24 protein-coding genes are annotated in these 25,130 nt (G+C 72.8%); 8 read left to right on the forward strand and 16 right to left on the reverse strand.

Annotation, left to right across the window (positions count from 1 at the left end; translation table 11 throughout):
• Nucleotides 1-112 precede the first annotated feature (112 nt).
• From JK364_RS17685 to JK364_RS17695, 3 genes are all read right to left on the reverse strand, one after another.
• Nucleotides 113-358, reverse strand: coding sequence for a hypothetical protein (locus tag JK364_RS17685; RefSeq protein ID WP_201852056.1), 246 nt, complete (start codon nucleotides 356-358; stop codon nucleotides 113-115).
• Nucleotides 359-433: 75 nt separating this feature from the next.
• The gene (locus JK364_RS17690) at nucleotides 434-1,597 is read right to left on the reverse strand and encodes a cation diffusion facilitator family transporter (protein ID WP_201852057.1); all 1,164 of its coding nucleotides are present in this window, start codon (nucleotides 1,595-1,597) and stop codon (nucleotides 434-436) included.
• A gap of 178 nt (nucleotides 1,598-1,775) precedes the next feature.
• The gene (locus JK364_RS17695; protein ID WP_201852058.1) at nucleotides 1,776-2,375 is read right to left on the reverse strand and encodes a hypothetical protein; all 600 of its coding nucleotides are present in this window, start codon (nucleotides 2,373-2,375) and stop codon (nucleotides 1,776-1,778) included.
• A gap of 157 nt (nucleotides 2,376-2,532) precedes the next feature.
• On the opposite strand from JK364_RS17695, the gene JK364_RS17700 reads away from it, so the two are divergent.
• On the forward strand, nucleotides 2,533-4,503 hold the full coding sequence (locus JK364_RS17700) for an APC family permease (RefSeq protein WP_201852059.1): 1,971 nt from the start codon (nucleotides 2,533-2,535) through the stop codon (nucleotides 4,501-4,503).
• A 53-nt stretch (nucleotides 4,504-4,556) separates the two neighbouring features.
• Here JK364_RS17700 and JK364_RS17705 read toward each other — a convergent pair whose 3' ends face one another.
• Nucleotides 4,557-5,894 carry a radical SAM protein gene (locus JK364_RS17705; RefSeq protein ID WP_201852060.1) on the reverse strand — a complete coding sequence of 446 codons (1,338 nt, stop codon included), beginning with the start codon at nucleotides 5,892-5,894 and terminating at the stop codon, nucleotides 4,557-4,559.
• Nucleotides 5,895-6,102: 208 nt separating this feature from the next.
• On the opposite strand from JK364_RS17705, the gene JK364_RS17710 reads away from it, so the two are divergent.
• From JK364_RS17710 to JK364_RS17725, 4 genes are read left to right on the forward strand one after another with little or no spacing between them, the layout of a single operon-like run.
• Complete coding sequence (locus JK364_RS17710; RefSeq protein WP_201852061.1) at nucleotides 6,103-7,191, forward strand: NAD(+)/NADH kinase; 1,089 nt, start codon at nucleotides 6,103-6,105, stop codon at nucleotides 7,189-7,191.
• A gap of 2 nt (nucleotides 7,192-7,193) precedes the next feature.
• A complete protein-coding gene (locus JK364_RS17715) occupies nucleotides 7,194-7,820 on the forward strand; it encodes a 2Fe-2S iron-sulfur cluster-binding protein (RefSeq protein ID WP_230992102.1) in 627 nt (208 codons plus the stop codon).
• Complete coding sequence (locus tag JK364_RS17720; RefSeq protein ID WP_201852062.1) at nucleotides 7,817-8,815, forward strand: FAD binding domain-containing protein; 999 nt, start codon at nucleotides 7,817-7,819, stop codon at nucleotides 8,813-8,815. Before JK364_RS17715 ends, JK364_RS17720 begins: the two co-directional genes overlap by 4 nt.
• Nucleotides 8,812-10,950: a xanthine dehydrogenase family protein molybdopterin-binding subunit gene (locus tag JK364_RS17725; protein ID WP_201852063.1), complete on the forward strand. Its 2,139-nt coding sequence runs from the start codon at nucleotides 8,812-8,814 to the stop codon at nucleotides 10,948-10,950. The genes JK364_RS17720 and JK364_RS17725 overlap by 4 nt, the downstream gene beginning before the upstream one ends.
• 169 nt (nucleotides 10,951-11,119) lie before the next feature.
• Here the strand turns inward: JK364_RS17725 and JK364_RS17730 are convergent, their stop codons facing one another.
• The 8 genes from JK364_RS17730 to JK364_RS17765 form a co-directional block, all read right to left on the reverse strand.
• Nucleotides 11,120-12,358, reverse strand: a complete 1,239-nt coding sequence (locus tag JK364_RS17730; protein ID WP_201852064.1) for a S1 family peptidase — start codon at nucleotides 12,356-12,358, stop codon at nucleotides 11,120-11,122.
• A gap of 110 nt (nucleotides 12,359-12,468) precedes the next feature.
• Complete coding sequence (locus tag JK364_RS17735; RefSeq protein ID WP_201852065.1) at nucleotides 12,469-13,494, reverse strand: ABC transporter ATP-binding protein; 1,026 nt, start codon at nucleotides 13,492-13,494, stop codon at nucleotides 12,469-12,471.
• The gene (locus tag JK364_RS17740; RefSeq protein WP_201852066.1) at nucleotides 13,491-14,549 is read right to left on the reverse strand and encodes an ABC transporter ATP-binding protein; all 1,059 of its coding nucleotides are present in this window, start codon (nucleotides 14,547-14,549) and stop codon (nucleotides 13,491-13,493) included. The genes JK364_RS17735 and JK364_RS17740 overlap by 4 nt, the downstream gene beginning before the upstream one ends.
• Nucleotides 14,527-15,450 (reverse strand): ABC transporter permease, encoded by a 924-nt coding sequence (locus JK364_RS17745; RefSeq protein ID WP_201852067.1) that lies wholly within the window; start codon nucleotides 15,448-15,450, stop codon nucleotides 14,527-14,529. The genes JK364_RS17740 and JK364_RS17745 overlap by 23 nt, the downstream gene beginning before the upstream one ends.
• Nucleotides 15,447-16,466, reverse strand: coding sequence for an ABC transporter permease (locus tag JK364_RS17750; protein ID WP_201852068.1), 1,020 nt, complete (start codon nucleotides 16,464-16,466; stop codon nucleotides 15,447-15,449). The genes JK364_RS17745 and JK364_RS17750 overlap by 4 nt, the downstream gene beginning before the upstream one ends.
• Nucleotides 16,463-18,052 carry an ABC transporter substrate-binding protein gene (locus tag JK364_RS17755; RefSeq protein WP_201852069.1) on the reverse strand — a complete coding sequence of 530 codons (1,590 nt, stop codon included), beginning with the start codon at nucleotides 18,050-18,052 and terminating at the stop codon, nucleotides 16,463-16,465. The genes JK364_RS17750 and JK364_RS17755 overlap by 4 nt, the downstream gene beginning before the upstream one ends.
• 321 nt (nucleotides 18,053-18,373) lie before the next feature.
• Nucleotides 18,374-19,327, reverse strand: a complete 954-nt coding sequence (locus JK364_RS17760) for a DsbA family oxidoreductase (protein WP_201852070.1) — start codon at nucleotides 19,325-19,327, stop codon at nucleotides 18,374-18,376.
• Nucleotides 19,324-19,734 (reverse strand): RrF2 family transcriptional regulator, encoded by a 411-nt coding sequence (locus JK364_RS17765; protein ID WP_201852071.1) that lies wholly within the window; start codon nucleotides 19,732-19,734, stop codon nucleotides 19,324-19,326. The genes JK364_RS17760 and JK364_RS17765 overlap by 4 nt, the downstream gene beginning before the upstream one ends.
• 96 nt (nucleotides 19,735-19,830) lie before the next feature.
• On the opposite strand from JK364_RS17765, the gene JK364_RS17770 reads away from it, so the two are divergent.
• Together JK364_RS17770 and JK364_RS17775 are read left to right on the forward strand one after the other, a co-directional pair.
• Complete coding sequence (locus JK364_RS17770) at nucleotides 19,831-20,337, forward strand: cupin domain-containing protein (protein ID WP_201852072.1); 507 nt, start codon at nucleotides 19,831-19,833, stop codon at nucleotides 20,335-20,337.
• Nucleotides 20,338-20,447: 110 nt separating this feature from the next.
• Nucleotides 20,448-20,684 carry a hypothetical protein gene (locus tag JK364_RS17775; RefSeq protein WP_201852073.1) on the forward strand — a complete coding sequence of 79 codons (237 nt, stop codon included), beginning with the start codon at nucleotides 20,448-20,450 and terminating at the stop codon, nucleotides 20,682-20,684.
• Nucleotides 20,685-20,709: 25 nt separating this feature from the next.
• Here JK364_RS17775 and JK364_RS17780 read toward each other — a convergent pair whose 3' ends face one another.
• Entirely contained in the window at nucleotides 20,710-21,306 is a 597-nt protein-coding gene (locus tag JK364_RS17780; protein WP_201852074.1) for a helix-turn-helix domain-containing protein, read from the reverse strand.
• Between the two features lie 88 nt (nucleotides 21,307-21,394).
• Between JK364_RS17780 and JK364_RS17785 the strand changes: the two genes are divergently transcribed.
• Nucleotides 21,395-22,042, forward strand: a complete 648-nt coding sequence (locus JK364_RS17785) for a class I SAM-dependent methyltransferase (RefSeq protein WP_201852075.1) — start codon at nucleotides 21,395-21,397, stop codon at nucleotides 22,040-22,042.
• 51 nt (nucleotides 22,043-22,093) lie between these two features.
• Here JK364_RS17785 and JK364_RS17790 read toward each other — a convergent pair whose 3' ends face one another.
• The 3 genes from JK364_RS17790 to JK364_RS17800 all read right to left on the reverse strand — a co-directional run bounded on the left by JK364_RS17790 (nucleotide 22,094) and on the right by JK364_RS17800 (nucleotide 25,109).
• Complete coding sequence (locus tag JK364_RS17790) at nucleotides 22,094-23,188, reverse strand: acyltransferase family protein (protein WP_201852076.1); 1,095 nt, start codon at nucleotides 23,186-23,188, stop codon at nucleotides 22,094-22,096.
• 171 nt (nucleotides 23,189-23,359) lie between these two features.
• Nucleotides 23,360-24,061 carry a DAK2 domain-containing protein gene (locus tag JK364_RS17795; RefSeq protein WP_201852077.1) on the reverse strand — a complete coding sequence of 234 codons (702 nt, stop codon included), beginning with the start codon at nucleotides 24,059-24,061 and terminating at the stop codon, nucleotides 23,360-23,362.
• A 49-nt stretch (nucleotides 24,062-24,110) separates the two neighbouring features.
• Nucleotides 24,111-25,109, reverse strand: coding sequence for a dihydroxyacetone kinase subunit DhaK (locus tag JK364_RS17800; protein WP_201852078.1), 999 nt, complete (start codon nucleotides 25,107-25,109; stop codon nucleotides 24,111-24,113).
• Between the last annotated feature and the right edge of the window lie 21 nt (nucleotides 25,110-25,130).

Below are 25,130 nucleotides of genomic sequence, written 5' to 3' on the forward strand. Positions count from 1 at the left end.
AACTGTCAAGGGTCCCGCAGGGGCTCGGCACCCCGACGGGAGTCGTACGAACGACGAGGTGGCCCCCACCCGCGGCGGGGGCCACCTCGTCGGAAAGGGAACCGGCCGGCACTCAGTAGTCGTAGTGGTGGTGGTGCCGGTGATGCTCGGGCTCCTCGACCACCGGGGGTGCCACGGCGCCGGGCTCGACGACGCGCCGACGCTTGTAGACACTCACATACGCGCATGTGCCGATGATGCCGACCGCCATCAGAATCAGGCCGACCAGGTGGACGTTGAAGCCGTTGGCGTTCCAGTCGGTGGCGAAGGTGAGAATCCCTCCCACCGCGATCATCAAAATGCAACCGCCGAGGCCCATCAGTTCTGCCTCCGTATGTGAGTTCGCTGTTGTGGGCTGGTTTTCGCCGAGTACCCAGGCCCGCCGGGGCCAATCTCACGCCCCGCCGTCCTCGCGCTCCACGGCCGCCACCGCCTCCTCCAGCGCCTGGCGGTCCGCGCGCGCCTTCGTCCGGTCCTCGGCCGAGGCGTCGGTGACATCGAGGAAGATCTGGTCGGCGTGCGGCCAGAGCTCCGTCATCGCCGTCTTGACGCGCACCAGGACCTCCTCGACCTCCTCGCTGTCGAGACCGGGGACGAGGTCGACCCGGGCCGCCACCAGCGTCGAGTCATTGCCCAGACGCATCGTCAGCAGCGTGGTCACGGTGTCGATCTCCGGCTGTGTCTCGAGGAACCGGCGGAGCTCCCGGCGCTGGACCGGGTCGATCGCCTCACCGATGAGCCGCCCGCGCGACTCCATGGCCAGCCGGTAGGCCACATAGACCAGCAGCGCCCCGATCAGGAAGGAGGCCGTGGCCTCGTAGGCCACCTGGCCGGTCACCATGTGCAGCCACATGCCGAGCAGGGCGAACACCACGCCGAGACAGGCGGTGGAGTCCTCGGCCAGCACGGTGCGCAGTGTGGGGTCGTCACCCCTGCGCAGCTCGGTCGCCATACCGCGGCCCGCTTCCCGGGCGTGCCCGCGCACCTGGACCAGCGCCCGGACCAGTGAGGAGCCCTCGGCGATGAGCGCCACGCCCAGGACCGCGAGGCCCACCAGATAGCCGCTGTGGTCCTCGGAGCCGCCCGCGCTCAGCGCCTCGGCGCCCTGGAAGAAGGAGAAGCAGCCGCCCATGACGAAGATGCCGACGGCGGCCAGCAGCGCCCAGAAGTAGCGCTCCTTGCCGTAGCCGAACGGGTGCTGGTCGTCGGGGGCCCGCCTGCTGCGCTTGAGGGAGGCGAGCAGGAACACCTCGTTGAGGCTGTCCGCGACGGAGTGAGCGGCCTCCGAGAGCAGCGCGGGGGAGCCGGCGAAGATCCCGCCGAAGGCCTTGGCCAGTGCGATGACCAGATTGGCGCCGAGGGCGACGAAGACGGTGACGGCGGTCCGGGAGTCCCGACCCTGCCGCGCGCCGGACCCCCCGTCCGGCCCGTGGTCCCTGTCCGGCCCGTGGTCTCTGTCCGGTACGTCCGGTGCGTGCGAGGTCTCCGGCGGGTCCGGCGCATCCGGCGTACGCGGTGTTCCGTGCCGGTCGGGGGAGTGCGTGGTGGAACGGCTCATCGGCGGGAAACTCCGTAGGCGGGAAGTCCGTGCCGTCCCTATGGCCCGCTCCGCGGGGGCGGCCGGACGGCCTGTCCCGTTCGCGGGTGTCCCGATGTCGGGACCTCAATCGTGACCCGCCCGCCGAGGAGCGCGCCCCGCCGGACCCATCCGGTCCACGGGGCGCGCTCGGATGGGGTCAGCCGGCCGGGGCGTTCGGGGACGCGGGCACCTTCGGCAGCTCGCTGAAGATGTCGAGCCCCATGGCGGCGGCGATCAGCAGACCGATCACGCCCAGCGCCACCGCTCCCCAGGCCACCGCGGTCACCCAGGGCGCCCCGGCCGTGACGGGCCGCCGCTGCCGCAGCAGCACCACGGCGGCGATCACCACGGCGGTCAGCGCGAACAGCCCGTTGACGAGGGCCGTGGTGTGCCACGGAGTGCCGTACACCGCGGAGATCTGATCGGCGGCCGCCCCGGACTGGGCCTTGATCTGGCCGGTCAGTTGCTTGCGCTCCTGCAGCATGGTGCCGAGCCAGGTGCCGGAGAGCGAGGCGAGCCCGAGGCCCGCGGCGACGACCGAAGCGGCGCCGGGGACGACGCCCGGTGTGGTGGCCGGGGGAGGGGGCGCGATGTCGTCGGCGGGGTCGGGTGCTTCCAGCGAGTCCGGGGTCTCCTTCGGGCCCGGGGTTTCCTGCTGGTCCGAAACAGCGTTCGGGACACCCTCCGCCGTGGCTTCCTCGGCTTCTGCGGGCTGCGCTGCGGTGTCGGTCGGTTGGTCGGTCTTGGTGGTGTCCATGTGCCGCAACCGTACGGACCGAAGATGAAAACTCACTGAGAAAGCGATGTCCTTCGGCCGGCGGCACCGGCCGGGTGGTGGCCGGCCGCGCCGCATACGCTGACCGAAGGGTCTCAGCGATGGCCGGGGACCCCTCCCCGTACGACGGGAGCACCCCGTGGTCTCCTCCACCTCTGGCGGCGCCGCCCCCGACGGCGGGGCACGGCACCGGCTGCGCGCATGGCTGCTGGAGGGCCTGACCGACATCGTCAAGCGCCAGCCCGGCCCGCACGCCGAGCCGGAGGGCGCACACCAGGGCCGGCCGTGGTGGCGGGTGATGTGCCTGACCGGTCTGGACTACTTCTCCACCCTCGGCTACCAGCCCGGAATCGCCGCCCTGGCGGCCGGGCTGCTCTCCCCGCTGGCCACCGTGGTGCTGGTGGTGGTGACCCTGGCGGGCGCGCTGCCGGTGTACCGCAGAGTGGCCGCGGAGAGCCCGCACGGCCAGGGCTCGATCGCGATGCTGGAGCGGCTGCTGACCTTCTGGAAGGGCAAGCTGTTCGTCCTCACCCTGCTGGGCTTCGCGGCCACCGACTTCCTCATCACCATCACCCTCTCCGCCGCCGACGCCACCGCCCACCTGGTGGAGAACCCGCATTTCACCGCGGTCCTGCGCGGCCATGAGGTGGCCATCACCCTGATCCTGGTGGGAATGCTCGGGGCGGTGTTCCTCAAGGGGTTCACCGAGGCCATCGGGATCGCGGTGGTGCTGGTCGCCGCTTATCTGCTGCTCAACGCCGTCGTGGTGGCGGTCGGGCTGTGGCATGTGTGCACCGCGCCCCACGTGATCCCCGACTGGTCCCAGGCGCTGGTCGCCGAGCGCGGCAGTCCCCTGGTCATGATCGGCGTGGCGCTGGTGATCTTCCCGAAGCTGGCCCTCGGGCTCTCCGGGTTCGAGACGGGCGTGGCCGTCATGCCGCATATCGAGGGCAGGCCGGGCGATACCGAGGAGCGCCCCGCCGGGCGCATCCAGGGCGCCCGGAAGCTGCTGACCACCGCCGCGGTGATCATGAGCGTCTTCCTCATCACCTCCAGCTTCATCACGACCCTGCTGATCCCGCAGCGGGCGTTCGAACCGGGCGGTCAGGCCAATGGGCGCGCCCTGGCCTACCTCGCCCATGAGTACCTGGGCTCGGCGTTCGGCAGCGTCTATGACGCCTCCACCATCGCCATCCTCTGGTTTGCCGGCGCCTCGGCCATGGCCGGACTGCTCAATCTGATGCCCCGCTATCTGCCGCGCTACGGGATGGCACCCCACTGGGCGCGCGCGGTCCGCCCCATGGTGCTGGTGTTCATCGCCATCGCGTTCCTGGTGACCTGGCTCTTCAAGGCGGATGTGGACGCCCAGGGCGGCGCCTACGCCACCGGGGTGCTCGTGCTCATCACCTCGGCCGCCATCGCCGTCACCATCGCCGCCCGGCGCGCCCGGCAGCGCGGCTGGACCATCGGCTTCGGCGTCATCTCGCTGATCTTCCTGTACACCACCGCGGTCAACGTCGTCGAACGGCCCGACGGCGTCAAGATCGGCGCCTGCTTCATCGCGGGCATCATGGCCGTGTCGCTGCTGTCCCGGGTGGCCAGGGCGTTCGAGCTACGGGTCACCAGCGTGACGTTCGACGCCCTGGCAGAGCGATTCGTCCGTGACACCGCCCACCGCAGGATCCGTCTCATCGCCAACAAACCGGAACGCCGCGACCTGGCCGAATACCGCGAGAAGCAGCACCAGATCCGGGCCGACAACGACATCCCGCCCGAGGACGACATCATCTTCGTCGAGGTCACGGTGGCCGACCCGTCCGAGTTCGAGAGCGAGCTGCGGGTGTGCGGCGAGGTGGTGCACGGCCGCTACCGCGTGCTGACCCTGCAGAGCGCCACCATCCCCAACGCGCTGGCGGCGCTGCTGCTACGGGTGCGGGACCTGACCGGGCAGCGCCCGCACATCTACTTCGAGTGGACGGAGGGCCATCCGCTGGCCCACTTCCTGCGCTTCTTCCTCTTCGGCCAGGGAGAGGTCGCCCCCGTCACCCGTGAGGTGCTTCGCGAGGCCGAGCCCGACCGCGGCCGCCGCCCCCACGTCCACGTCGGCTGAACGGCTCCCGTCGAGCCAGGGGCGGCCGCCACGTCAGGGCGCCGTCGTGCGGGTCAGGGCGCCACCGGCTCCGGGTCCGGGTCCACGGCGGGCAGGCTGTCCATGAACGAGCTCACCGAGAACACCGCCCGCCCCGGCCCCGGCGGGCCGTATCCGGGCGGCGAGGACAGCCCGAAGTCCTCGAGCGTCGCCCGGTAGGTCTCCAGCAGCCGGATGTGGTACTCCAGCGGGGCACCCTGCGGATTCTCCTTGCCCAGCGGAGTCGTCGGCTCGGGGCACCAGGTGGTGAACCGGGGCACGACCCCGTGCGACATGAAGAACCGCAGCCCCTCGGCGGTGGAGTCGATCGCCTCGGCCACGGATGCGAAGCCGAGCGGCTGGGCCATCTCCACGCCCGCCACGAAGTTGGGGATCACATTCCGGGCGCCGAACACCTCGGCCGAGTCCAGGATCCGGCGGTGCCACTCGTCCCGGCCGATGTAGCGCTCCTTGCCCGGGCAGTACAGCTCGAACAGCCGCCGGTCCCACACCTCGAAGTTGGGGTGGTAGATCCGCACCCCGTAGTCGTGGAACCGCTGGACGTCCTCCTTGGGCAGCGCCTGCGCCACCACTTTGCCGATCCACCGGCCCGGGAAGCGCTCCTCGATGGCCTTCGCGTACTGGCCGTAGAAGTCGGCCTCGTCACGGCCGCCCACCTGCGAGGTGATCGCGCCGCCGGTGAGGGTGTACGCCTGCGAGGTGCGGGCGGTGTCATGGCGGTCGATGATCTCCAGCGCCTCCAGCACCTCCTCGACCGGCTTCACCCCGGTGTACGGGCGGCCCGCCGCCTTGTGCTGACGCCAGTTGTGGTTGATGTCGCAGTACTGGCACTCCTCCTTGGCGCCGAAGTACTGACACACCCGGAAGACCGTCAGATAGACCAGATAGCCCCACTGGATGGTCGGCGCGACCTCCATCACCGACTTGCCGTTCGACAGGGTGTGGCGGTAGTACTCCGGCATCGGCGGCAGCCCCACCTCGGCGATGCGCGCACCGTCCAGATACAGCCCCAGCGCACCGTCCTCCCCGGCCCGGACCACATACGGCGACGCGGGGTTGACGCGGACGGACACCACGGTGCGGCGGAGCCCGTACGGCCCGCCGGTGAGCACGATCTCCTCGGGCGGCCGGTTGAGGGCCGCGGCGCCCAGCTCCGGCAGGGTGCGGTGGTCGAACGAGAAGATGAAGTACGACTTCGGCTTGACGTCGCCGCCCTCGTTGCCGCTGAGCGCGGACTCGTCGAAGGCCATGCCGCCGCGCAGCAGGTCCTCCTTGAGCACGGCCTCCCGGGGCACCTGGGGGAAACGCCCCATCAGCCCTTCGATCAGCGCGGTTCGTCTCTCACTCGCCATCTGCTGCACCATCCCCCTGGCTCCGTACGGATGCGGTGTGGTTCCCACGCGGGTCTCTGTGCCGCTGAACACGATAGATCAGGACGGATGTTCGGCTCCAGGGCACCCGCCCCGAGCCCGCCCCGTGTCCGTCCGGTGGGCGCTCCGAGCCCGCCCCGTGTCGGTCCGGTGGGCGCTCCGGGGCCGGCCGATCTACGGTGGAAGGGCCATGGCTGTCAACCGGCTCGGCATGGTCGTCCACCAGGCCCGCCCCACCGCCGTCGCGGCGGCCCGCACCGCCCGCGCATGGGCCGCCGCGCACGGCATCTCCTGCTTCGAGCTGGACGTCTGGCGCGGTGACCAGCCCCGGCGCAGCGCCCAGGAGGAGTCCGAGGCGGCCGGCCACCCCGATCTGATCGTCACCTTCGGCGGCGACGGCACCTTTCTGCGTGGCGCCCGGCTCGCCGCCAGGAACGGGGCCGCGGCGCTGGGGGTGAACGTGGGACGGGTCGGCTTCCTCACCGAGATCAGCGTCGACCAGGTGGAGGACGCGCTGAACGCCGTCCAAGAGGGCCGGGCCACGATCGAGGAGCGCATGCTGCTCACGCTGCGGGCGTCCCGGCCGCTGGAGATGCCCGAGGGCATGGAGGCGCTGCTGCGCTACGGGCGGGGCCCCGTCCCGCCCCCGCCCAAGGTCCGCCCCGGCCGCGGCGGCCCCGAGGAGGCCGGCTGGGGCATTCCGCTGGATGTCAACGCCGTCAACGACGTGGTCTTCGAAAAGCTCGCCCGCGACCGCCAGGCCGGGCTCGGGGTGTATGTGTCCGGGCAGCTGCTCGCCTCGTACTCGGCCGACGCGATCATCATCGCCACCCCGACCGGCTCCACCGCCTACAGCTTCGCCGCCGGCGGGCCGGTGGTCTCCCCGTACATGGACGCGGTCGTCTTCACCCCGGTGGCCCCGCACATCGCCTTCGACCGCACCGTGGTGGCCGCGGTGGACGAACCCGTCGCCGTACGGGTGCTGCCGACCTCGGGGCGGGTGGCGGTCAGCCTCGACGGGCAGCTGCGCGGGGTGCTGGAGCCGGGTGACTGGGTGGCGGCCTACCGGGCACCGGTCCGGCTGCGGCTGGTACGGCTCGTGCCGACGCAGTTCTACCACCGGCTGCGGGACCGCTTCCGGCTGGCCGACTCGCCCGCCGCCGACCCGGCCCCGCCGTTCTACCGCCCCAGCTCCCCGATCCCGCCGGACCTGGCACATCTGCGGCTGCCCCCGGTGCCCGACGACCCACCGGAGCCGGGGCCGGACGGCCCACGCTGAAGATGCGGGGCGCACCGCCCGGTGCCAGGCTGAGGGGCGTGACAGCTCACGCGTTTCACAGCGACTTCGCGCTGCGTGTCAACGGTGCCGACCGCCCCCTCACCCTCGACCACCGGGTGACCCTGCTGGACGCCCTCCGCGAACACCTGGCGCTGACCGGGGTCAAGAAGGGGTGCGACCACGGGCAGTGCGGGGCCTGCACCGTCCTGATCGACGGGGAACGCGTCAACAGCTGCCTGGTGTTCGCGGTGGCCGCCCAGGGCCGGGACATCACCACCATCGAGGGTGTGGCGGGGCTCGCCGCCCCCGAGGAACTCCACCCGCTGCAGCGGGCGTTCCTGGACCACGACGGCTTCCAGTGCGGCTACTGCACACCCGGCCAGATCTGTTCCGCCATCGGCGCGCTCACCGAGGCCGCGCGCGGCTGGCCCAGCCATGTCACTTCGGACATGGCGGCCGGGGTCGGCGCGCCGGAGGAGCTGGACGCCGACGAGATCCGGGAGCGGATGAGCGGCAACCTGTGCCGCTGCGGGGCGTACCCCGGCATCGTGGCCGCCATCCGCGAGGTCGCCGGGGCCGACGGCGGCGGGGCGCCCGCCCGCACCGGTGCGGCGGGAGGGGCGCGATGAAGCCCTTCGGCTACGAGCGCGCCACCGACCCCCAGGCCGCCGCCACGCTCGTGGCCGACTCCACCGAGGCGGTGTACCTGGCCGGGGGCACCAATCTGGTGGACCTGATGAAGCTCGGGGTGACCGAGCCCGCCCTGCTCGTCGACATCACCGGGCTCCCGTACGACACCGTCGAGCACCGCCCGGACGGCGGTGTGCTCATCGGCGCACTGGTCCCGGGCAGCCGCCTCGCCGGAGACCCGGGCATCCGCGAGCGGTTCCCGGCGCTGGCCGAAGCGCTGCTGTCCGGCGCCTCCGGGCAGCTGAGGACCGTGGCCACCACCGGTGGCAATCTGCTCCAGCGCACCCGCTGTGTGTACTTCCAGGACGTGACCAAGCCCTGCAACAAACGACGCCCGGAGACCGGCTGTTCGGCCGTCCAGGGCCTCCACCGCGACCTGGCCGTGCTCGGCACCTCCGACTTCTGCGTGGCCAACCACCCCTCGGACATGGCGGTGGCGATGGCCGCGCTCGACGCGGTCGTCCATCTGCGGCGGGTGAACGGCAGCCCCCGTACGCTGCCGCTGAACGACTTCTATCTGCTGCCCGGTGACACCCCGCACCGCGAGACCGTGCTGCAGCCCGGCGATCTGATCACCGGTGTCGAGCTGCCACCGCCCCCCGAGGGCGCCGCCATGTCCTACCGCAAGGTCCGCGACCGCTGGTCCTACGCCTTCGCGCTGGTGTCGGTGGCCGCCGTCGTGGCCACCGAGGCCGACGGCACCCTGCGGGACATCCGGCTGGGGCTCGGCGGCGTGGGCACCCGCCCCTGGCGTGCCCGCGAGACCGAGCGGCTGCTGACCGGGCGGCAGCCGACCGAGGAGCGCCTGCGGGAGGCGGCCCGGGCCGAGTTCGCCTCGGCGCGCCCGCTACCGGGGAACGCGTTCAAGATCGACCTCGCCGTGGATGTCATCACCGCGGCCGTGCGCGACCTCGTGGGAGGACAGCGGCGATGACCACGCTCCAGCGGACCGTGGGCGCGGAGGTGATCCGTGTCGAAGGGCGCGAGAAGGTCACCGGTGCCGCGCTGTACGCGTACGAGTACCCGGTGCCGGACGCCCTGTACGCGTGGCCGGTGCAGTCCACCATTCCGCGTGGCACGGTGCGCGCCGTCGACACCGCCGCGGCGCTGTCCCTGCCGGGCGTGGTCGCCGTGCTCGACAGCCGCGACGTGGTCCGGCTGCGCCCGACCGACACCCCTGAACTCGCCGTTCTGCAGTCCCCCGAGGTGGCCTACCGCGGGCAGATCGTGGCGGCCGTGGTGGCGGACACCTTCGAGACGGCCCGTCAGGCGGCGGCCGCCGTGCGGGTCGAGTACGACGTGGACGACCACGACGCCGAGCTGATGGACGGCGATCCGCGCATCTTCGTCCCCGAGACGGTCAACGGCGGCTACCCGGGACACACGGAGACCGGCGATGTGGAGGCCGCCCTCGACGCGGCGCCGGTCGTCCTCGACGCCACGTACACCACGCCCCCCGAGCACACGGCCACGATGGAACCGCATGCCACCATCGCCGTCTGGGACGGGGACACGCTCACCCTCTACAACGGCGACCAGGCCCCCTGGATGACGGCCGCCAGGGTGGCCGAGCTGTTCGGCCTGCCCGAGGGCGCCGTCCGGATCGTGGCCGACCACACCGGCGGCGGCTTCGGCTCCAAGGCGATTCCCCGACCGCCCACGGTGCTCGCCGCGCTGGCCGCCCGCGCCGTGGGCCGCCCGGTCAAGGTGGCGGCCACCCGGCAGCAGATGTTCACCATGGTCTCGTACCGCACGCCCACCCTCCAGCGCATCCGGCTCGGCGCCGAACGGGACGGCAGGCTCACCGCCATCTGGCACGACGCCCTCCAGCAGAGTTCCACGCTCACCCCGTACTGCGAGCAGACGGTCACCTGCACCCGCGTCATGTACGCCGCGCGCCACCGCCGGACCACCCACCGTCTGGCGCAGCTGGACGTGCCGACGCCCTCGTGGATGCGGGCCCCCGGCGAGGCGCCCGGGATGTTCGCGCTGGAGAGCGCGATGGACGAGCTGGCGGTGGAGCTGGGCATGGACCCCATCGAGCTGCGGGTGGCCAACGAGCCGTCCGTGGACCCCGGGACCGGTCATCCCTTCAGCAGCCGCAATCTGGTGGCCTGTCTGCGGGAGGGCGCGGCGCGCTTCGGCTGGGCGGGCCGCGACCCCGCTCCGGGCGCCCGCCGGGAGGGGCACTGGCTGCTCGGCACCGGAGTGGCGGCGGGCAACTACCCCGCCCTCACCTGGCCCTCCACCGCGACCGCCCGCGCCGAGCCCGGCGGAGGCTTCACCGTACGGATCGCCGCGGCCGACATCGGCACCGGCGCCCGCACCGCGCTGACCCAGGTGGCGGCGGACGAACTCGGTGTGGGGATCGACCGGGTCACCCTCGACATCGGCCGCAGCGCCTACGGCCAGGCGCCGTGGGCGGGCGGCTCGATGGGCCTCAGCTCCTGGGGCTGGGCGGTGTCCAAGGCGTGCCGGGCGCTGACCAAGCGGCTGGCCGAGGTCTCCGGCGCGGTCCCGCCCGGCGGACTGGAGGAGCGGGCGGACACCGCCGAGGACGTCGAGGCGCGCCGGGCGTTCTCGCGCCACGCCTACGGCGCCCAGTTCGCGGCGGTGCGGGTGGACGCCGTCACCGGCCAGGTGCGGGTCGACCGGCTGCTGGGGATGTTCGCCGCCGGACGTGTCATCAACCCCCGGACGGCGGGCTCGCAGCTGCGCGGCGGCATGTGCATGGGGCTGTCGATGGCGCTGCACGAGAACCTGGAGCCGGACCCGCGGTTCGGCGACTTCGCCAACCACGACCTCGCCACGTATCACATCGCGGCCAACGCGGATGTGCGCGACATCCAGGCGCACTGGCTCGAGGAGAACGACGACGAGCTCAACCCGATGGGCAGCAAGGGCATCGGGGAGCTGGGCATCGTCGGCACGGCGGCGGCGATCGCCAACGCGGTGTACCACGCCACGGGGGTGCGGGTCCGCGATCTGCCGATCACGGTGGAGCGGGTGCGCGCGGGGTTCTCCGCGGGCCCGCGCGCCGGGCTCTCCGCCGGGCCGTCCGCCCGCTGAGCGGCCGCCCGGCCCGTCGAGGGTCCCGGGGTGTCGCGGCTCCCGGCCCGTCGAGGCTCCCGGGGTGTCGCGGCTCCTGGGGTGTCGCGGCTCCTGGCCCGTCGAGGCTCCCGGTCACGGCTCCCGGGGTGTCCCGCGGTGACGGCGCGGGACACCCGGTCGCGTGGGATCAGCCGTTGTCGGCTGCCCCACCGGCGCCGTCCGCGCCCGCGCCGTCCCCGGCGGCCCCGGAGCCGTCAGCGGCGTCGCCGCCCGCCGCGCCACCGTCGTCCGCCGCGCCGCCGCCTCCGGCCGCGCCGCCGTCGCCGATCTTCGCACCGACCGCCTCCAGCGCGGTCGTCACCGGCTGGAAGAAGGTCTCACCGCCGGCGGTGCAGTCACCGCTGCCGCCGGAGGTCAGGCCGATGGCCTGGCCGTCCGCGCTGAACAGCGGGCCGCCGCTGTCGCCGGGCTCCGCGCAGACATCGGTCTGGATGAGCCCGCTGACCGTGCCCTCGGGGTAGTTGACCGTCGCGTCGAGACCGGTGACCGCGCCGTCATTCAGCCCGGTGGTGCTGCCCATGCGCTGCACCTGCTGGCCCACCGTGGCCTCGCCCGCCCCGACGATGTCCACGGACTGGTCGCCGGTGTTCACCGTGCTGGGGGCCTCGGTGTTGGCGTCGTCGTAGGTGACCAGCGCGAAGTCCCCGTCACCGGGGAAGGTGGCGTCCTGCACGGTGCCGATCGCCGCGCCGTTCTGCGAGTCCGACCACTGCTCGGCGGCCACGCCGCAGTGACCGGCGGTGAGGAACGCCGGGGCGCCGCTGTCCGTGGTGACGTTGAAGCCGAGCGAGCAGCGCGCACCGCCGCCGAAGATGGCGTCGCCGCCCGCGACGAAGGGCTTGAACTCGCCCGTGGACTTCTTCAGGGTGGCCATGCCGTCGCCCAGCGACTTCACGGTGGACTCGAGGGTGTCCCACTTCGCCCCGGTGACCGTGGAGTCCGCGGTGACCCGCAGCTCATTGGTCTTGGGGTCCACCGACCAGGAGGTGCCCGGGATGGTCGCCTTGGTCTTGAGGGTCTTCGCGGCGGTCTGCAGCGCCTTGGTGCTGTTGTCGACCTTTCTGGCCACCGCCCCGGCGCTCTTGACCTGGACGTTCACATTGTTGTTGTCGCCGACGACATTGACGATGACCTGCTGCTTGTCCTTGTCGTAGTAGGCCCCGCCGAACGCCTCGCCCAGCTGCGACGCGAGCTCCGCGGCGATGTCCGCCGCCGACGCGGCGTCCACCTTCTTGGGCTGGGCCGCCTCGGACTTGTCGTCCTGTGAGGCGTTGGCGTTGGGCAGGATGATCGCGGCTGCCGCCACGGCGGCGGCCCCGGCCCCCGCGAACACGATCTTTCGCTTGGGTACCCGTTTATGGCTCAACTCATGACCTCCAGTTGGGGGGTTACGGGATCCGCTCATCCGCGACGAGCACGACCCGGCAGTGGATACGGGCGGCGCACGAGTTGTGTTCAGAGTGATTTAGGAGATCTTTACGGGGCCGCCTCCAGCAGTCCGGTCCCCGGCGGCCGCCGCGCGGTGACCGGGGCGGCGATCAACTCGCGCCATTCGGACGCCCGGTGGCAGGCGGCCGTGCGCCCCCGGCCCACCGGGGCCGGTACGGGCGCGGTGCGGCAGGCGTCGATGGCGAACGGGCAGCGGTGGGCGAAGACACAGCCCTCCCGCGCCGTCCACGCGGGCGGGTCGGCCGCCGGGCGCAGCGCCGCCGCGCCCGGCCCGCCCTCGGCCCGTACGCTCGGCGCGGAGGCGATGAGCAGCGCGGTGTACGGATGCAGGGGCCGGCCGAACACCTCCCGTACCGGCCCCTGTTCCACCACCCGGCCGCGGTAGAGCACCGCCACCCGGTCGGCGATGCCCGCCAGGGAGCTGAGGTCGTGCGAGATGACCACGACGGCCATCCCGCGTTCGGTGCGCAGCCGGTCCAGCAGCCGCAGCACCCGGTTGCGGTTGGAGGCGTCCAGGGCGCTCACCGGCTCATCCGCGATCAGCAGCCGGGGCCGGGCGACGATCGCCCGCGCGAGCAGCACCCGCTGGCGCTGACCACCCGAGATCGCGCCCGGCGGCCGATCGCCGAGGCGCGCCGCGTCCAGACCCACCGTCTCCAGCGCCTCGGCCACGCGGGCGGCGATGTCCGTGTCGCCGAGGTCCCCCGCCACGGCGAGCGGCTCGGCCACGGCCCGCCGGACCGTCAGCTCCGGGTCCAGCGCCCGCAGCGGATCCTGGAACGCGTAACTCAGCCGCCCCGAACGGCGGAACGCGCGCAGCGCCCGCCCCCGCAGCCCGGAGATCTCGCGCCCGTCGAAGACCACCCGCCCCGAGCGCGGAGGGACGAGCCCCACGGCCGTACGCGCCAGTGTGGTCTTGCCGGAGCCGGTCTCCCCGATGACCCCGACGATCTCCCCCTCGCCCACGGACAGCTCCACGCCGTCGAGCACCGGCCGCGCACCCCGCCGGCCGAAGGCCACGGTCAGCCCGGAGAGCTCCAGCAGCCCGCTCATACCGCCACCTCCCGGGTGGAGCGCGCACCGGCCCGCGACAGAGCGAGCTCCTCGCCGCGGACACACCGCACCCGCCGCCCGTCGGCCGTCTCCCGCAGCGGCACCGGACCGCTGAGGCACTCGGGCGCGGCGAACCCGCAGCGGTCGGCGAACCGGCAGCCCGGCAGCCGCGCGCCCACCTCGGGCGGCGCACCGGGGATGACCTCCAGCTCGCGCCGCTCCCAGTCGCCCACCGTGGCCACGCGCAACAGCGCCTCGGTGTACGGATGCAGGGGGTCGTTCAGCACCCGCTCGGCCGGGCCGTCCTCGACCAGCTCCCCGGCGTAGGCCACCAAGACGCGGTCGCACACCTCGGCGATCACCGCCAGGTCATGGCTGACCAGCAGCAGCGCCAGATCCTGCTCGGCGCGCATCCGGGCCAGCAGCTCCAGGACCTCGGCCTGGACCACCACATCCAGCGCGGTGGTCGCCTCGTCGGCCACCAGCAGATCCGGTGCGCAGGCCACCGCCACGGCGATCAGCACACGCTGCAGCATCCCGCCGGACAGCTCGTGCGGATGGCGCCGGGCCACCTCGGCGGGGTCGTGCAGCCCGACGGCGGCGAACAGCTCGACGGCCCGCGCACCGGCCCGCGCCCGGTCAAGACCCAGCTTCACCCGCAGCACCTCGGTCAGCTGACGCCCCACGGTCAGCGAGGGGTTGAGATACGAGGCGGGGTCCTGGAAGACGGCGCCCACCCGAGTGCCCCGTACCCGGTCCCACTCCCGGCGGGACAGCCCGGTCAGCGCCTCACCGGCCAGCGTGATCTCGCCCTCGGACACCGCGCAGCCCGCGGGCAGCAGTCCGAGCACCGACCGGCAGATGAGGGTCTTGCCGCTGCCCGACTCGCCGACCAGGCCGACGGCCTCACCGCGGCCCACGGTGAACGACACATCGCGTACGGCCGTCAGCCGCCCGGACGAGACGGTGACGCCGAGCCCCTCGACCGACAGTGCGGCCGACGGGTCAGTGGGCGCGCCGGGCGTGGCGGGGTCAGACGACGGGGAGTGCGGCATCGGCCCGCTCCTTGGTGGTGTCGGGGGATTCGGCGGTGGCGGCGGGGGACCCGGTGGCCGGGTCCGGAGCGCCGCCGGGCAGCAGTTCGTCCGCCCCGGCGTCCCGTACGGCGTCGGCCAGCAGATTGAGCGCACCGGCGGTGATGACGATCAGCGCGGCCGGGAACACCGGCGCCCAGATCTGCTGGGTGAGGAAGCCCAGATCGGTGGCGAGCATGCCGCCCCAGGTGGCGGCGGGCGGCTGCACACCGACCCCGAGGAAGGTCAGCGAGGAGACCACCAGCAGACAGGTGGCCAGCGCGTGGGCGGCCGTGACGATGACCGTCGGCAGCACCTTGCTCCAGATGTGGGTGCGCAGCACCCGCCCGACCGAGGCGCCGAACAGCTCGGCCGACTCCACGTACTGGGCGTGCCGCAGGCTCAAACCGGCGGCGCGGGTCATCCGGAAGAACAGCGGGGCGTAGAGCACCCCGAGCGCCAGCATCGCCTGGTGCATGCCGTTGCCCAGCGCGCCCACCACCGCGATGGCGAACACGGTGAACGGCAGTGTCATCAGCGCGTCGACGGCGCGCTGCGCGAGCCACTCGCCCACCCGCCCCATCCACAGCGAGGCCAGCCCGGTCGGCACCCCCACCGCCATCGCGGCGGCCACCGCCTCCACGGCGCCCGCCACCGAGCGGCCACTGCCCTCCAGCAGCCGGCTGAGCACATCGCGGCCCAGGTAGTCGGTGCCCAGAAGATGGCCGGGGCCGGGCCCGCGCAGCATGTTCCGGGGGTTCTGGGCCAGCGGGTCATGAGGGGCGAGCCAGCCGCCGAACGCCGCCAGCAGCGCGATGGCCAGCAGCACCAGCAGCGCCACCTTGGCGGAGGTCGGCCGCCACGCCCGTCGCAACGTCCTCATCCGCGCGTCACCTCCCGGCGCCGGGCGGCCGGATTCAGCGCGAGCAGCGCCGCGTTGACGGCCACGTTGACCACCAGCACCACCGCGATGGTCACCAGCAGCGTCCCCTGGATCACCGGGATGTCGTGCTGCTCCGCCGACTGCAGGGTGAGCTGGGCGAGCCCGGGCAGCGCGAAGATCTGCTGGGTGACCACCGCACCGCCGAGCAGCATCGGCACGCTCATCCCGAGCGCCGTCAGCGCGGGTCCCGCGGCGTTGCGCAGGGCATGGCCCAGCACCACCCGCCGGGCGGGCAGTCCGCGCATCACCGCGCCCGTCACATAGTTCTCCCGCAACGTCCCCACCAGCGAGGTGCGCAGCTGACGGGCGATGGCGGCCGCGGCCTCCAGGCTCAGCGCGAACGCGGGCATCACGGTGTACCGCAGCCACTGCGCGGGGTCCATGTCCAGCGGCACATAGCCACCGGACGGCAGCCACCCCAGCCTCAGCGAGAACACCGTGACCAGCGCGATGGCCACGACGAAACCGGGCAGGGTGCCGAGCAGCGCGCACAGCGCCGTGACGGCGCGGTCCAGCCGTCCGCCCGCCCTGAGCGCGGCGGCGACACCGGCGGCCCCGCCCAGCACCACGGCCATCAGCAGCGCGAGCCCGGCGATGGACAGATCCACCGGAATGGCCTGCCGGATGCTCGTCGCCACCGGGATCGTGGTGAACCACGAGCGGCCCAGGTCCCCGGTGAAGGCATGTCCGAGCCAGGACACGTACTGCTGCCACAGGGGCCGGTCGAGGCCGAACTGATGGTTCATCCGGGCGATGTCGGCGGGTGTCGCCGTCTCGCCGAGCACGGCCGCCGCCGGATTGGCCCCGGAGAGCGCGCCGAGACCGAAGGTCAGTGCGGAGGACAGCAGGAACACCGTGCCCGCCGTGGCGAGTACGCGGCCGAGCGAACGCGGCAGCCGGGCCGGGCGTACGGCCTTCCGGCGGGTACGCGCGGGGTGTGCGGCGAGCGCGGTCATCCGGCCGTCACCCCCTCGAACCGCTGCACCACCGGGAGCGAGGGGATGGCGGAGACGGACGTCGTACGGGCGAGGGCGCGCGGCACCGTGTAGAGGAACACGTTCGGCATCGTGCGCACCGCCACCGCGGTGGCCGCCCGCAGCACCTGCGGATAGCGCGGCGACTCCAGCGGGGTGCGGCGCACCGCGGCCACGGCCGCGTCCAGTTCGGGCGTGGTACGGCGGGAGGGGTTCATCAGCCCCTCCGCGCCGAAGAGCACCTGCATCGCCTGCACCGGTGACTCCCGCCCGGCGAACTGGTCGATGTACAGGGCGCGCGAGTGCTGGACGTACACCACCTGCGACGTCCGTGCCTCGGGGATGACCTCGATCCGGGCCCGGAACCCGACCCGGTTCAGCTGGGCCTGCAGCTGCTCGGGCGCGCCCTGCGGCTGGGCGGTGGTGATGGTCACCTGGACGCCGTCGTGATACCCGGCCTCCCGGAGCAGGGCGCGCGCCCGCTCCGGATCGTGCTTGTACACCGCGCCGAGCGACGGGTCGAAGCCCGTGTAGCCGGGCGGGAAGGGCTGGTGGTCCACCTCGCCATGGCCGAACTGCTCGCTGTCCAGCAGGGCTTGGCGGTCCACGGCGTACTTCAGGGCCTTGAGGACGGCGGGGTCGTCGAAGGGCTTCATGGCGGTGTTCACATCCAGGACGCGCACCACCATCGACGGGATGAGCTGCACCGTGAATCCGGCCTCACGCGCCGCCTCGACCTGGCTGAACGGGATCTGGGCCACATTGAGCCGCCCGGACTGGAGCGCGGCGAGCGCCGTGGTCTCATCGGGCTTGGGAAACGCCTCGAAGCGTTCGACGGCGATGTGCTCGGCGTTCCAGTAGCCGGGGTCGCGGCGCAGGCTCGCCATGGAGTTCTGGGTGTACGACACCAGCCGGAACGGGCCGTGGCCGACCGGCCTGGTGGCCAGCCGCGCTTCGTCCTTGCCGAACGCGGTGGGGCTGACCACCATGCCGGTCTTCCCGGCCAGCAGCGCGGGCAACTGGTAGTCGGCCTCGGTGAGTTCGAGGACCACGGTGTGCGGGTCGGTGGCCCGTACCGTGTCGATGGTGGTCAGCTGGGAGGCGATCAGGGACTTGGGGTGGTTCTTGCCGCGCTCGAGGCTCTTCTTGACGGCCCCGGCGTTCACCGGTGTGCCGTCGGAGAACCGCAGGCCCCGGCGGAGGGTGAAGGTGAGCCGTCGGCCGTCGTGGGAGTAGTGCCAGGAGGAGGCGAGCGCGGGCTTGGCGCCGCCCTTGGCGTCGAGTTGGGTCAGCCCGGAGTAGACGAGCGACAGCAGATGGACATCCCAGCCCTTGGACGAGAACACCGGATCCCAGGTGGAGGGCAGATCCCAGCCCCAGCGCAGGGTCTCGCCCCCGCCGCCCGCGCCGGTGGTCGCCACCCCGCCGCAGGCGGCCAGCGGCAGGGAGCCACCGGCCCCCAGGGCCAGGCCGAGCACGGAGCGCCGGTCCGGTGCGGGGGCCGGAGCGGGGCCCGGTGGCGGATCGGGCGGACGGCGGACGGGAGGTGGCGGGGCGGCGGGAGTCATGGCTGGACGTCGCCTTTCGTGGTGTCAACTGCCCCCGGACGGCACGAATTTACGGCCGGGACACGGCCGCACAGGTCAGCGAGGGCACGAGGAAAACGAGGGGGACGAGCGGCACGAGGCGCTCGGGACGCGGCGGATCGTCGCGGATCGCGGATCGCGGAACGGGAAACGGGCGATCAGCGACAGATGGCGCTGGCGGTGCGCCGGAAGTCCACGTATCGGCACACCACACCGGGGTGCGTCGTCAGCATGTGCCCATGGTGCGGGGCGAGGACCGGCGAAGTCAATGGACACCTTTCGGTGTCTCATTCGCCAAGACGGCTACGAGCTGGGGCTTTTCGACTCTCCGGCGGTGATGAGCGCCGGATGGGTGGTCGCCTCGTCCGGGTGCAGCCACAGCGGCCCGCCCGCCGTATCGACCCGTACGGCCGCGGGCGGGGGAGTGGTTCCGCCCGTCAGCAGGGACAGATCGGGCCCGGTCAGACTGCGGTACTTCGCCAGGGCCTCCCCGGGGCCGATCGGGGCCGCTTCCCAGAGCTGACGGGGAGCCACCGTGCGCAGCGCGGCGAGGTACTCGGGCACGCTCCGCCACCCCGGCGCGGCCACGCGCCCGCCGGGGCCGGAGAACACCAGCGTGGGCAGCGCGTAACGCACCCCGTCGTCGGTTTCCTTCACGCCCGTGCCATGCGGCCCCGGGGCGTGGAAGGCATGCGCCTCCGGGATGGGGTCGCGGGCCTCGGCGTGGTCCCGCCGGACGGCCGCCACCACCTCCGGATCGCCCGCCTCCGCGCCCAGCCGCCCCACATCGACACCGTCGAGACCGGCCAGGGCGTCGAGCACCCGCCCAGCCGTATCGGCCGGAGTGCCCAGCACGAACGTGGTCTCGCGCAGCCGCCGCAGCACCCGCTCCGCGGCCGTCGCGCCCTGCCGCTCGGCCGCCTTCGCGGCGAGCGAGGCCGGCCGGCTGGTGGCCGCCACCCAGCGCAGCCGGTGGGCGTAGGGCGCCCGCGTATGGCGGGCGATATCGGCGACATAGCGGCCGTACCAGGCGGTCTCGGCGGCCGGATCCGGTGCCGGATCGTCGTCCTCGTCGAAGAGGATGCCGAACACCCGGCGCCAGCGGGCTCGCCCCGCGGTGAGCGCCCGCAGCAGGCGGAACGCGGGCTCGGAGCCCCACGCCCACGGGCAGGCCGGATCGGTGTACTCCACGATCTCGACGGCCCGGTCGCCGTCCGCCCCGGGGTGCCGGAGGCGGTCAGGGTGTACGGACGTCATGCGGCCAGCCGCTCGCGGACCAGATCGCTCAGGGCGGTGGAGGTCAGAACCTGGCGCACATGCGCCTCCATCCCGCGCCACACCCCGGGCAGCCCGGCCGCCGGGCCGCGGTAGCCGAGGTCGTCCAGCCGCTCGCCGCGCAGCGTCAGGAACGCCCCGTCCACCGCGAGCACGATGTCCGCGAGCGTGGTCTCGGCGGGGTCGCGGGCGAGCCAGTAGCCGCCCTCGCAGCCGCGCTGGCTGCGCACCAGACCGGCCTGGCGCAGATCGCGGAAGACGGCCTTGAGGAACCGGAAGGGGATGTCCTGGGAGGTCGCTATCGCCTCACATGTGAGCGGCCTGCCGGGGTCCGCGGCCAGCTCCGCCAGCGCCCGGACCGCGTAGTCCGCCTTCGCCGAGATCTGCATACGGCCATTATGCAGCGTGGATTTCGCGGTGTTGTGCCTGGTGAGCGAAAGGACACCGGTTGACATCCATTACCGGTGCTTTCTACGGTCGGTGGCATGACGACGCCCGGCGGCGACCCCGCGCAGCAGCACGACGCGTTCCATCCGCATCTGAAGGCCACCGCCCCCGGCGGTCCGTCGCGGTCGCGGGTGCACCACATCCGCACCGAGGACGTCGACCCCGGCACCGCCCAGACCGAGGGCATGCGGCGGTTCGCCGCGATCAGCGGCCAGTCGGTGGGGTCGGAGCGGCTCTGGATGGGCCAGACCCATGTGGCGCCGGACACCGCCTCCGCCAACCACCACCACGGCGACTCCGAGACGGCCATCTTCGTGGTGCGGGGCCACCCCGAGTTCGTCTTCGCCGAGGAGCGGGACGGACACGTCGAGGAGGTCCGGCTGCGCACCCGGCCGGGTGACTACGTCTTCGTACCGCCCCATGTGCCGCACCGGGAGGAGAACCCGGACCCCGACGACGAGGCGGTGGTGGTCATCGCCCGCAGCACCCAGGAGGCCATCGTGGTCAACCTGCCGGAGCTGTATGTGCTGGAGGGCGGGGAATAACCGGCCGCGCGCACGGATGGCCGCATCGGTCCGGCCGGCCGTGCATCCGCCCGGCGCTCGTGGGTAGTCGCCTCTGCTGTGCCCCCTTCATCGACGAAAGGAGTGGCATCGTGAGCGACGACCGGCGACCGGAGGAGCGCGAGGAGCGGGGCGGGATCCCCAGGGACCTCCCCGACCAGCAGGCGCAGGACGGGCCCGACCACCTGGATGTGGCGGGCGCCGGCCATGAGCCGGACGAGGTGGACGACATCCCCGAGACGGACGAGTCCGGCACCGGACGGCGGGGGAGGCCGCAGAGCGGGAGTGTGCACCCCGAGCAGCCCGTCCCGGACGAGCCCTCGGGGTGAACGCCGTACGTGACCCGGCGGCGGGTCACGTACCGGCGGGGCGGGCGCGGACATGGATGCGCTCGCCCTGCGCCCCGAACAGGGAGAGGAACTCCACCGGCTGGTCCCCGGCGTTGGTGAAGCCATGGGGGGTGCGGGTGTCGAATTCGGCGGCCTCACCGGCCGCGAGCACCAGATCGTGCTCGCCCAGCGCCAGCCGTAGCCGCCCGGAGAGCACATAGAGCCACTCATAGCCCTCGTGCACCCGCTGCTCCAGCGGTTCATCGCTCCTGCCCTGCGGCCGGGGCGGCATGATCTGCTTGTACGCGTGCAGCCCGCCCAGATAGCGGGTCAGTGGGATGAACGTCTGGCCTTGCCGGGTGAACGGTCGTGGATGGACGCGGGGATCCCCGGTGGCCGGCGCCCCCACCAGCTCGTCCAGCTGCACTCCGTACGCCTTGGCCAGCGGCAGCAGCAGCTCCAGGGTCGGCTTGCGCTGCCCCGCCTCCAGCCGCGACAGGGTGCTCAGCGAGATGCCCGTCGTCTCGCTGAGCTGGGAGAGGGTGGTGCCACGGGTGCGCCGCAGCGCCCGCAGCCGGGGTCCTACGGCGGTCAGCACCTCGGTGAGGTCTTCGTCAGCCATACCTTCATTTGCCACCCCGGCAAAGAATTTTGTCAAGTGGCCACGGCCGGACGCACCCTCTTGACCCAACGAAGGGAGCGCATCCGACATGACCACCAAGCCGCACGACATCTCGCCCGACACCACGCCTGGGGAGTTCTGGGACAACTTCTACAGCGCCGAGGACCGCGTCTGGAGCGGCAGGCCCAACGCCGCCCTGGTGCGCGAGGTCACCGGGCTGACCCCCGGCCACGCACTGGATCTGGGCTGTGGCGAGGGCGCCGACGCCATCTGGCTCGCCCAGCGGGGCTGGCGGGTCACCGCCGTCGACGTCTCCCAGGTGGCCCTGGACCGCGGTGCCGGACACGCGGCGTCGGAAGGTGTCGGCGACCGTATCGAATGGCAGCCGCACGACCTGTCCGTGTCCTTCCCGGCCGGCACCTTCGACCTGGTCTCCACCTACTTCCTGCACTCCTGGCTCGAGCTGCCCCGGGAGCGGATCCTGCGCAGCGCCGCGGGCGCCGTCGCACCGGGCGGAGTGCTGCTGATCACCGGGCACGCCGGATTCCCGTCCTGGGTGACGGACCCCGATCCGGACATCCACTTCCCCACCCCCGAGGAGGTGCTCGCCGGGCTGGAGCTCGCGAACGGCGAGTGGGACGTCCTGGTCAGCGAGGCCCACGAGGAGAAGACGACCGACCCCGAGGGAAAGCCGAGCACCCGCACCGACAACACCGTGAAGGTCCGCCGCCGCTGACGGCGATTCCCGCTCGCCGAAGAGGAAGCGCCTCGCCGCCCCTCGTCGCCCTCAGGAAGCGGCTGACGAACCGGTGCGCCGGAACGCCCAGTCCATGCGTGGCTCCACCAGAGCGCGCAGGACCCGTCGCACCGGTTCCGTGCACAGTGCGGTGATCATGAGCACCGCGGCCGCCGTGACGGTGAGCTCCCCGAGCGGGGTGTGCAGCCACGGATGGTCGTACCAGTCCCAGAAACGGGACGACTTGATGATGAAGCCGTGCAGCAGATAGCCGTACAGCGTCCCCGAGCCGAGCGCGGTGAACCAGGTGCGGCGCCCCGGCACCCAGGCCAGGAAGCAGGCCGTCAGCACCAGCGCCAGACCGAAGAGGGCGGGCGTGGTGAGCAGACCGGCCCAGGACGGTACGCCGTCCAGCTTGGCGACGCTCTTGCGGTGGTAGAACCACTCCGCGTCCATCCAGGGCGCCACCGCGTACGCCGTGCACAGGGCGAAGGCCGCCACCGGAAGGGCGACCAGCCGGGCCCGCCGGGTCCGCAGCCGGGTGAAGTGGTCCGGGCGCAGAGTGAGCCCGACCACGAAGAACGGGAGGAACGCCAGTACCCGCTGGAGACCGAGATCCCCGCCGGCCTCCGGTGAGATCGAGGCCAGCGCGGCCACCGCCAGCGCGACCGGCACCGGATGGCGCAGCGCCAGCCACAGCGGGGTGGTGACCCGCCAGATGAACAGCGCGGCCAGGAACCACATCACATACCAGGGGTCGAGCAGGCTGATCGGATAGCCCGGATCGTCCTGCGCCCAGCGGTAGAAGAGCGTGTACGCCACCTCGAAGACCAGGTACGGCACGACGACGCCGGTGAGCAGCCGCTTCACCCGCCCCGGCGCCATGTCGAAACTCCGCGAGAAGTAGCCCGATATGAGGGCGAACGCGGGCATGTGGAAGGCGTACACCATCAGGTAGATCGCGGTGGCCGCCCGGCTGCCGTAGGTGAGCGGCTCCCATGCGTGGCCGCACGCCACCAGCACGATGGTGAGGTACTTCGCATTGTCGAAGTACGGGTCGCGCGTCCGGCCTCCGGACGCGCCGCCATCGCGCGGCCGTGGCACGGCCGGTGGTGTGGTCACACGTGCGGAGGTCTCCTGCTGCACAGCTTCTCCCGAGCCCTTTCGATCGATCCGACAGTCGAATCCTGGTCGCCTGCCCGGCTTTGCCCGTCCCATGCGGCCGAAGGATTCTGATCCCAGTACGGGTGGCTCGCCCGTGTGGTTCACCGGCGGGCGGCACGTCCCGGCCCCCCCTCATTCCCTCGGCCCTCCTCCTCAGGACACGGGGAGCCGGCTGACCGAGGTGAGCTCGGCGTGTGCGGAGGCGAACAGCAGGGCGACGGCCAGGGCGCCCGGGTCGGGGACGCCGCGCGAGTGGTCGCCGGTGTAGCTGGCGCGCCCGCGGCGGGCGCGCAGATCGGTCGTGGAGCGGGCGCCCCGATGGGCCGCCACCGCGGCCACATGGAGCGCGTGCGCGGGGTCGGCGGTGGGTTCGCAGGAGGCCAGGGCCCGCGCGGCGGGGACGAGGGCGTCCACCATCGTCTTGTCGCCCACCTCGGCCTCGCCGACCCGCTGGATCGCGGCCGCGCCCGCGGCGGTGCCGAGGGCCAGCGCCGCGGTCCCGGGCGGGTCGGCGGCCACCCCCAGCGCGTCGGCGAGCTCCTGGAAGAGCAGCCCGAACAGGGGGCCGCTGGTGCCGCCGACGTCGTCGAGGAAGACCCGCGCGGCGGCGTCCAGCGGCGCGTCCGGCCCCCGCCGGTCCCGCTCGCCGTTCCCCGCGCCCGCCGCCAGGGCATCCAGCGCGCGGCGGACACCGTCCATCCCGGTGACCAGATTGGCGCCGAAGTCCCCGTCGCCCGCCTTCTGGTCGAGCGCGGTGAGCTCGGGCTCCACGGAGCGTACGGTGGCGGCGAACCGTGTCATCCAGTTCATGACGGCGGTGTGGGTGAGGCCCTTGGGGCCGGGCTGGTCGGGCATGAGCGGGGCAACTCCTCGGGACGGTGGCGGGGGCACGGGGCCAGTCGGATCACAGGGGCCAGGCGGGGGTGCGGGCGGGGGCGTCCCACAGCCGCAGCGCCTCCGCGTCGGTGGCGAACAGGGTCAGCGAGAAGCCCCGCATATCCAGGGCGCTCACGAAGGTGCCGGTCAGGGACCGGTCGAGGCCGACACCGCGGTCGTCCAGGGCCTTGGCGACCGCGTGGCGGATGCCGTACAGCTCCAGCGAGGTGATCGAGCCCAGCCCGTTGACCAGGGCGAGCACCCGTGTCCCGATGCTGTCGGGCAGCGCGGCCAGCAGCTGGTCGGTCATGGTCTCGACCAGCTTGCCCAGCGGTGCGTGCGGGGTGGTCCCCTCGGCCCGCTCGCCGTGGATGCCGACCCCGAACTCCAGGACGTTGTCGGGCAGGGTGAAGGCCGGTGTCCCGGACTGGGGCGTGGTGTGGGCGGCCGCGGCGACGGCGAGGCTGCGGGCCCGCCGGGTCACATCGGTGCCGAGCGCCACCAGGTCCTCAAGGCCGCGCCCCTCGTCGGCGGCGGCGCCCAGGATCTTCTCGACGATCAGGGTGGCGCCGGTGCCGCGGCGGCCGACCGCGATGTCGTCCGAGTCGGTGGCGAGGTCGTCGTCGATGAGGAGACGGGCGCAGCGGATGCCCTCGTGGGCGAGGCGCTCGGCGGCGATGCCGAAGTTGATGCGGTCGCCGGTGTAGTTCTTGACGATGTGCAGCACCCCGTCGGCCCGGGCGACGGCCCGGCTGGCCTCGAAGATCTGCCGGTTGTGGGGCGAGGCGAAGATCCGCCCGGGGCAGGCGGCGTCCAGCATCCCCGTACCGAGGAAGCCGGAGTGCAGCGGTTCATGGCCGGAGCCGCCGCCCGAGACCATCCCGACGCGGCGGGTGGGTGCGGTGTGGCGGGTGCGGAAGTATCCGTGGTCGGGGTTGTAGGCGACGAGATCGGCGTGGGCGGCGGCGAAGCCCGCGAGCGCGTCGGGAACGAGAGACTCGGGTGAGTCGCGGAAGTACTGGGGCATGATCTCGGCTCCCTGGGCGAG

The sequence above is a fragment of the Streptomyces endocoffeicus genome (assembly GCF_016741935.1).
In the GTDB taxonomy this organism is placed as follows: Bacteria; Actinomycetota; Actinomycetes; order Streptomycetales; family Streptomycetaceae; genus Streptomyces; species Streptomyces endocoffeicus.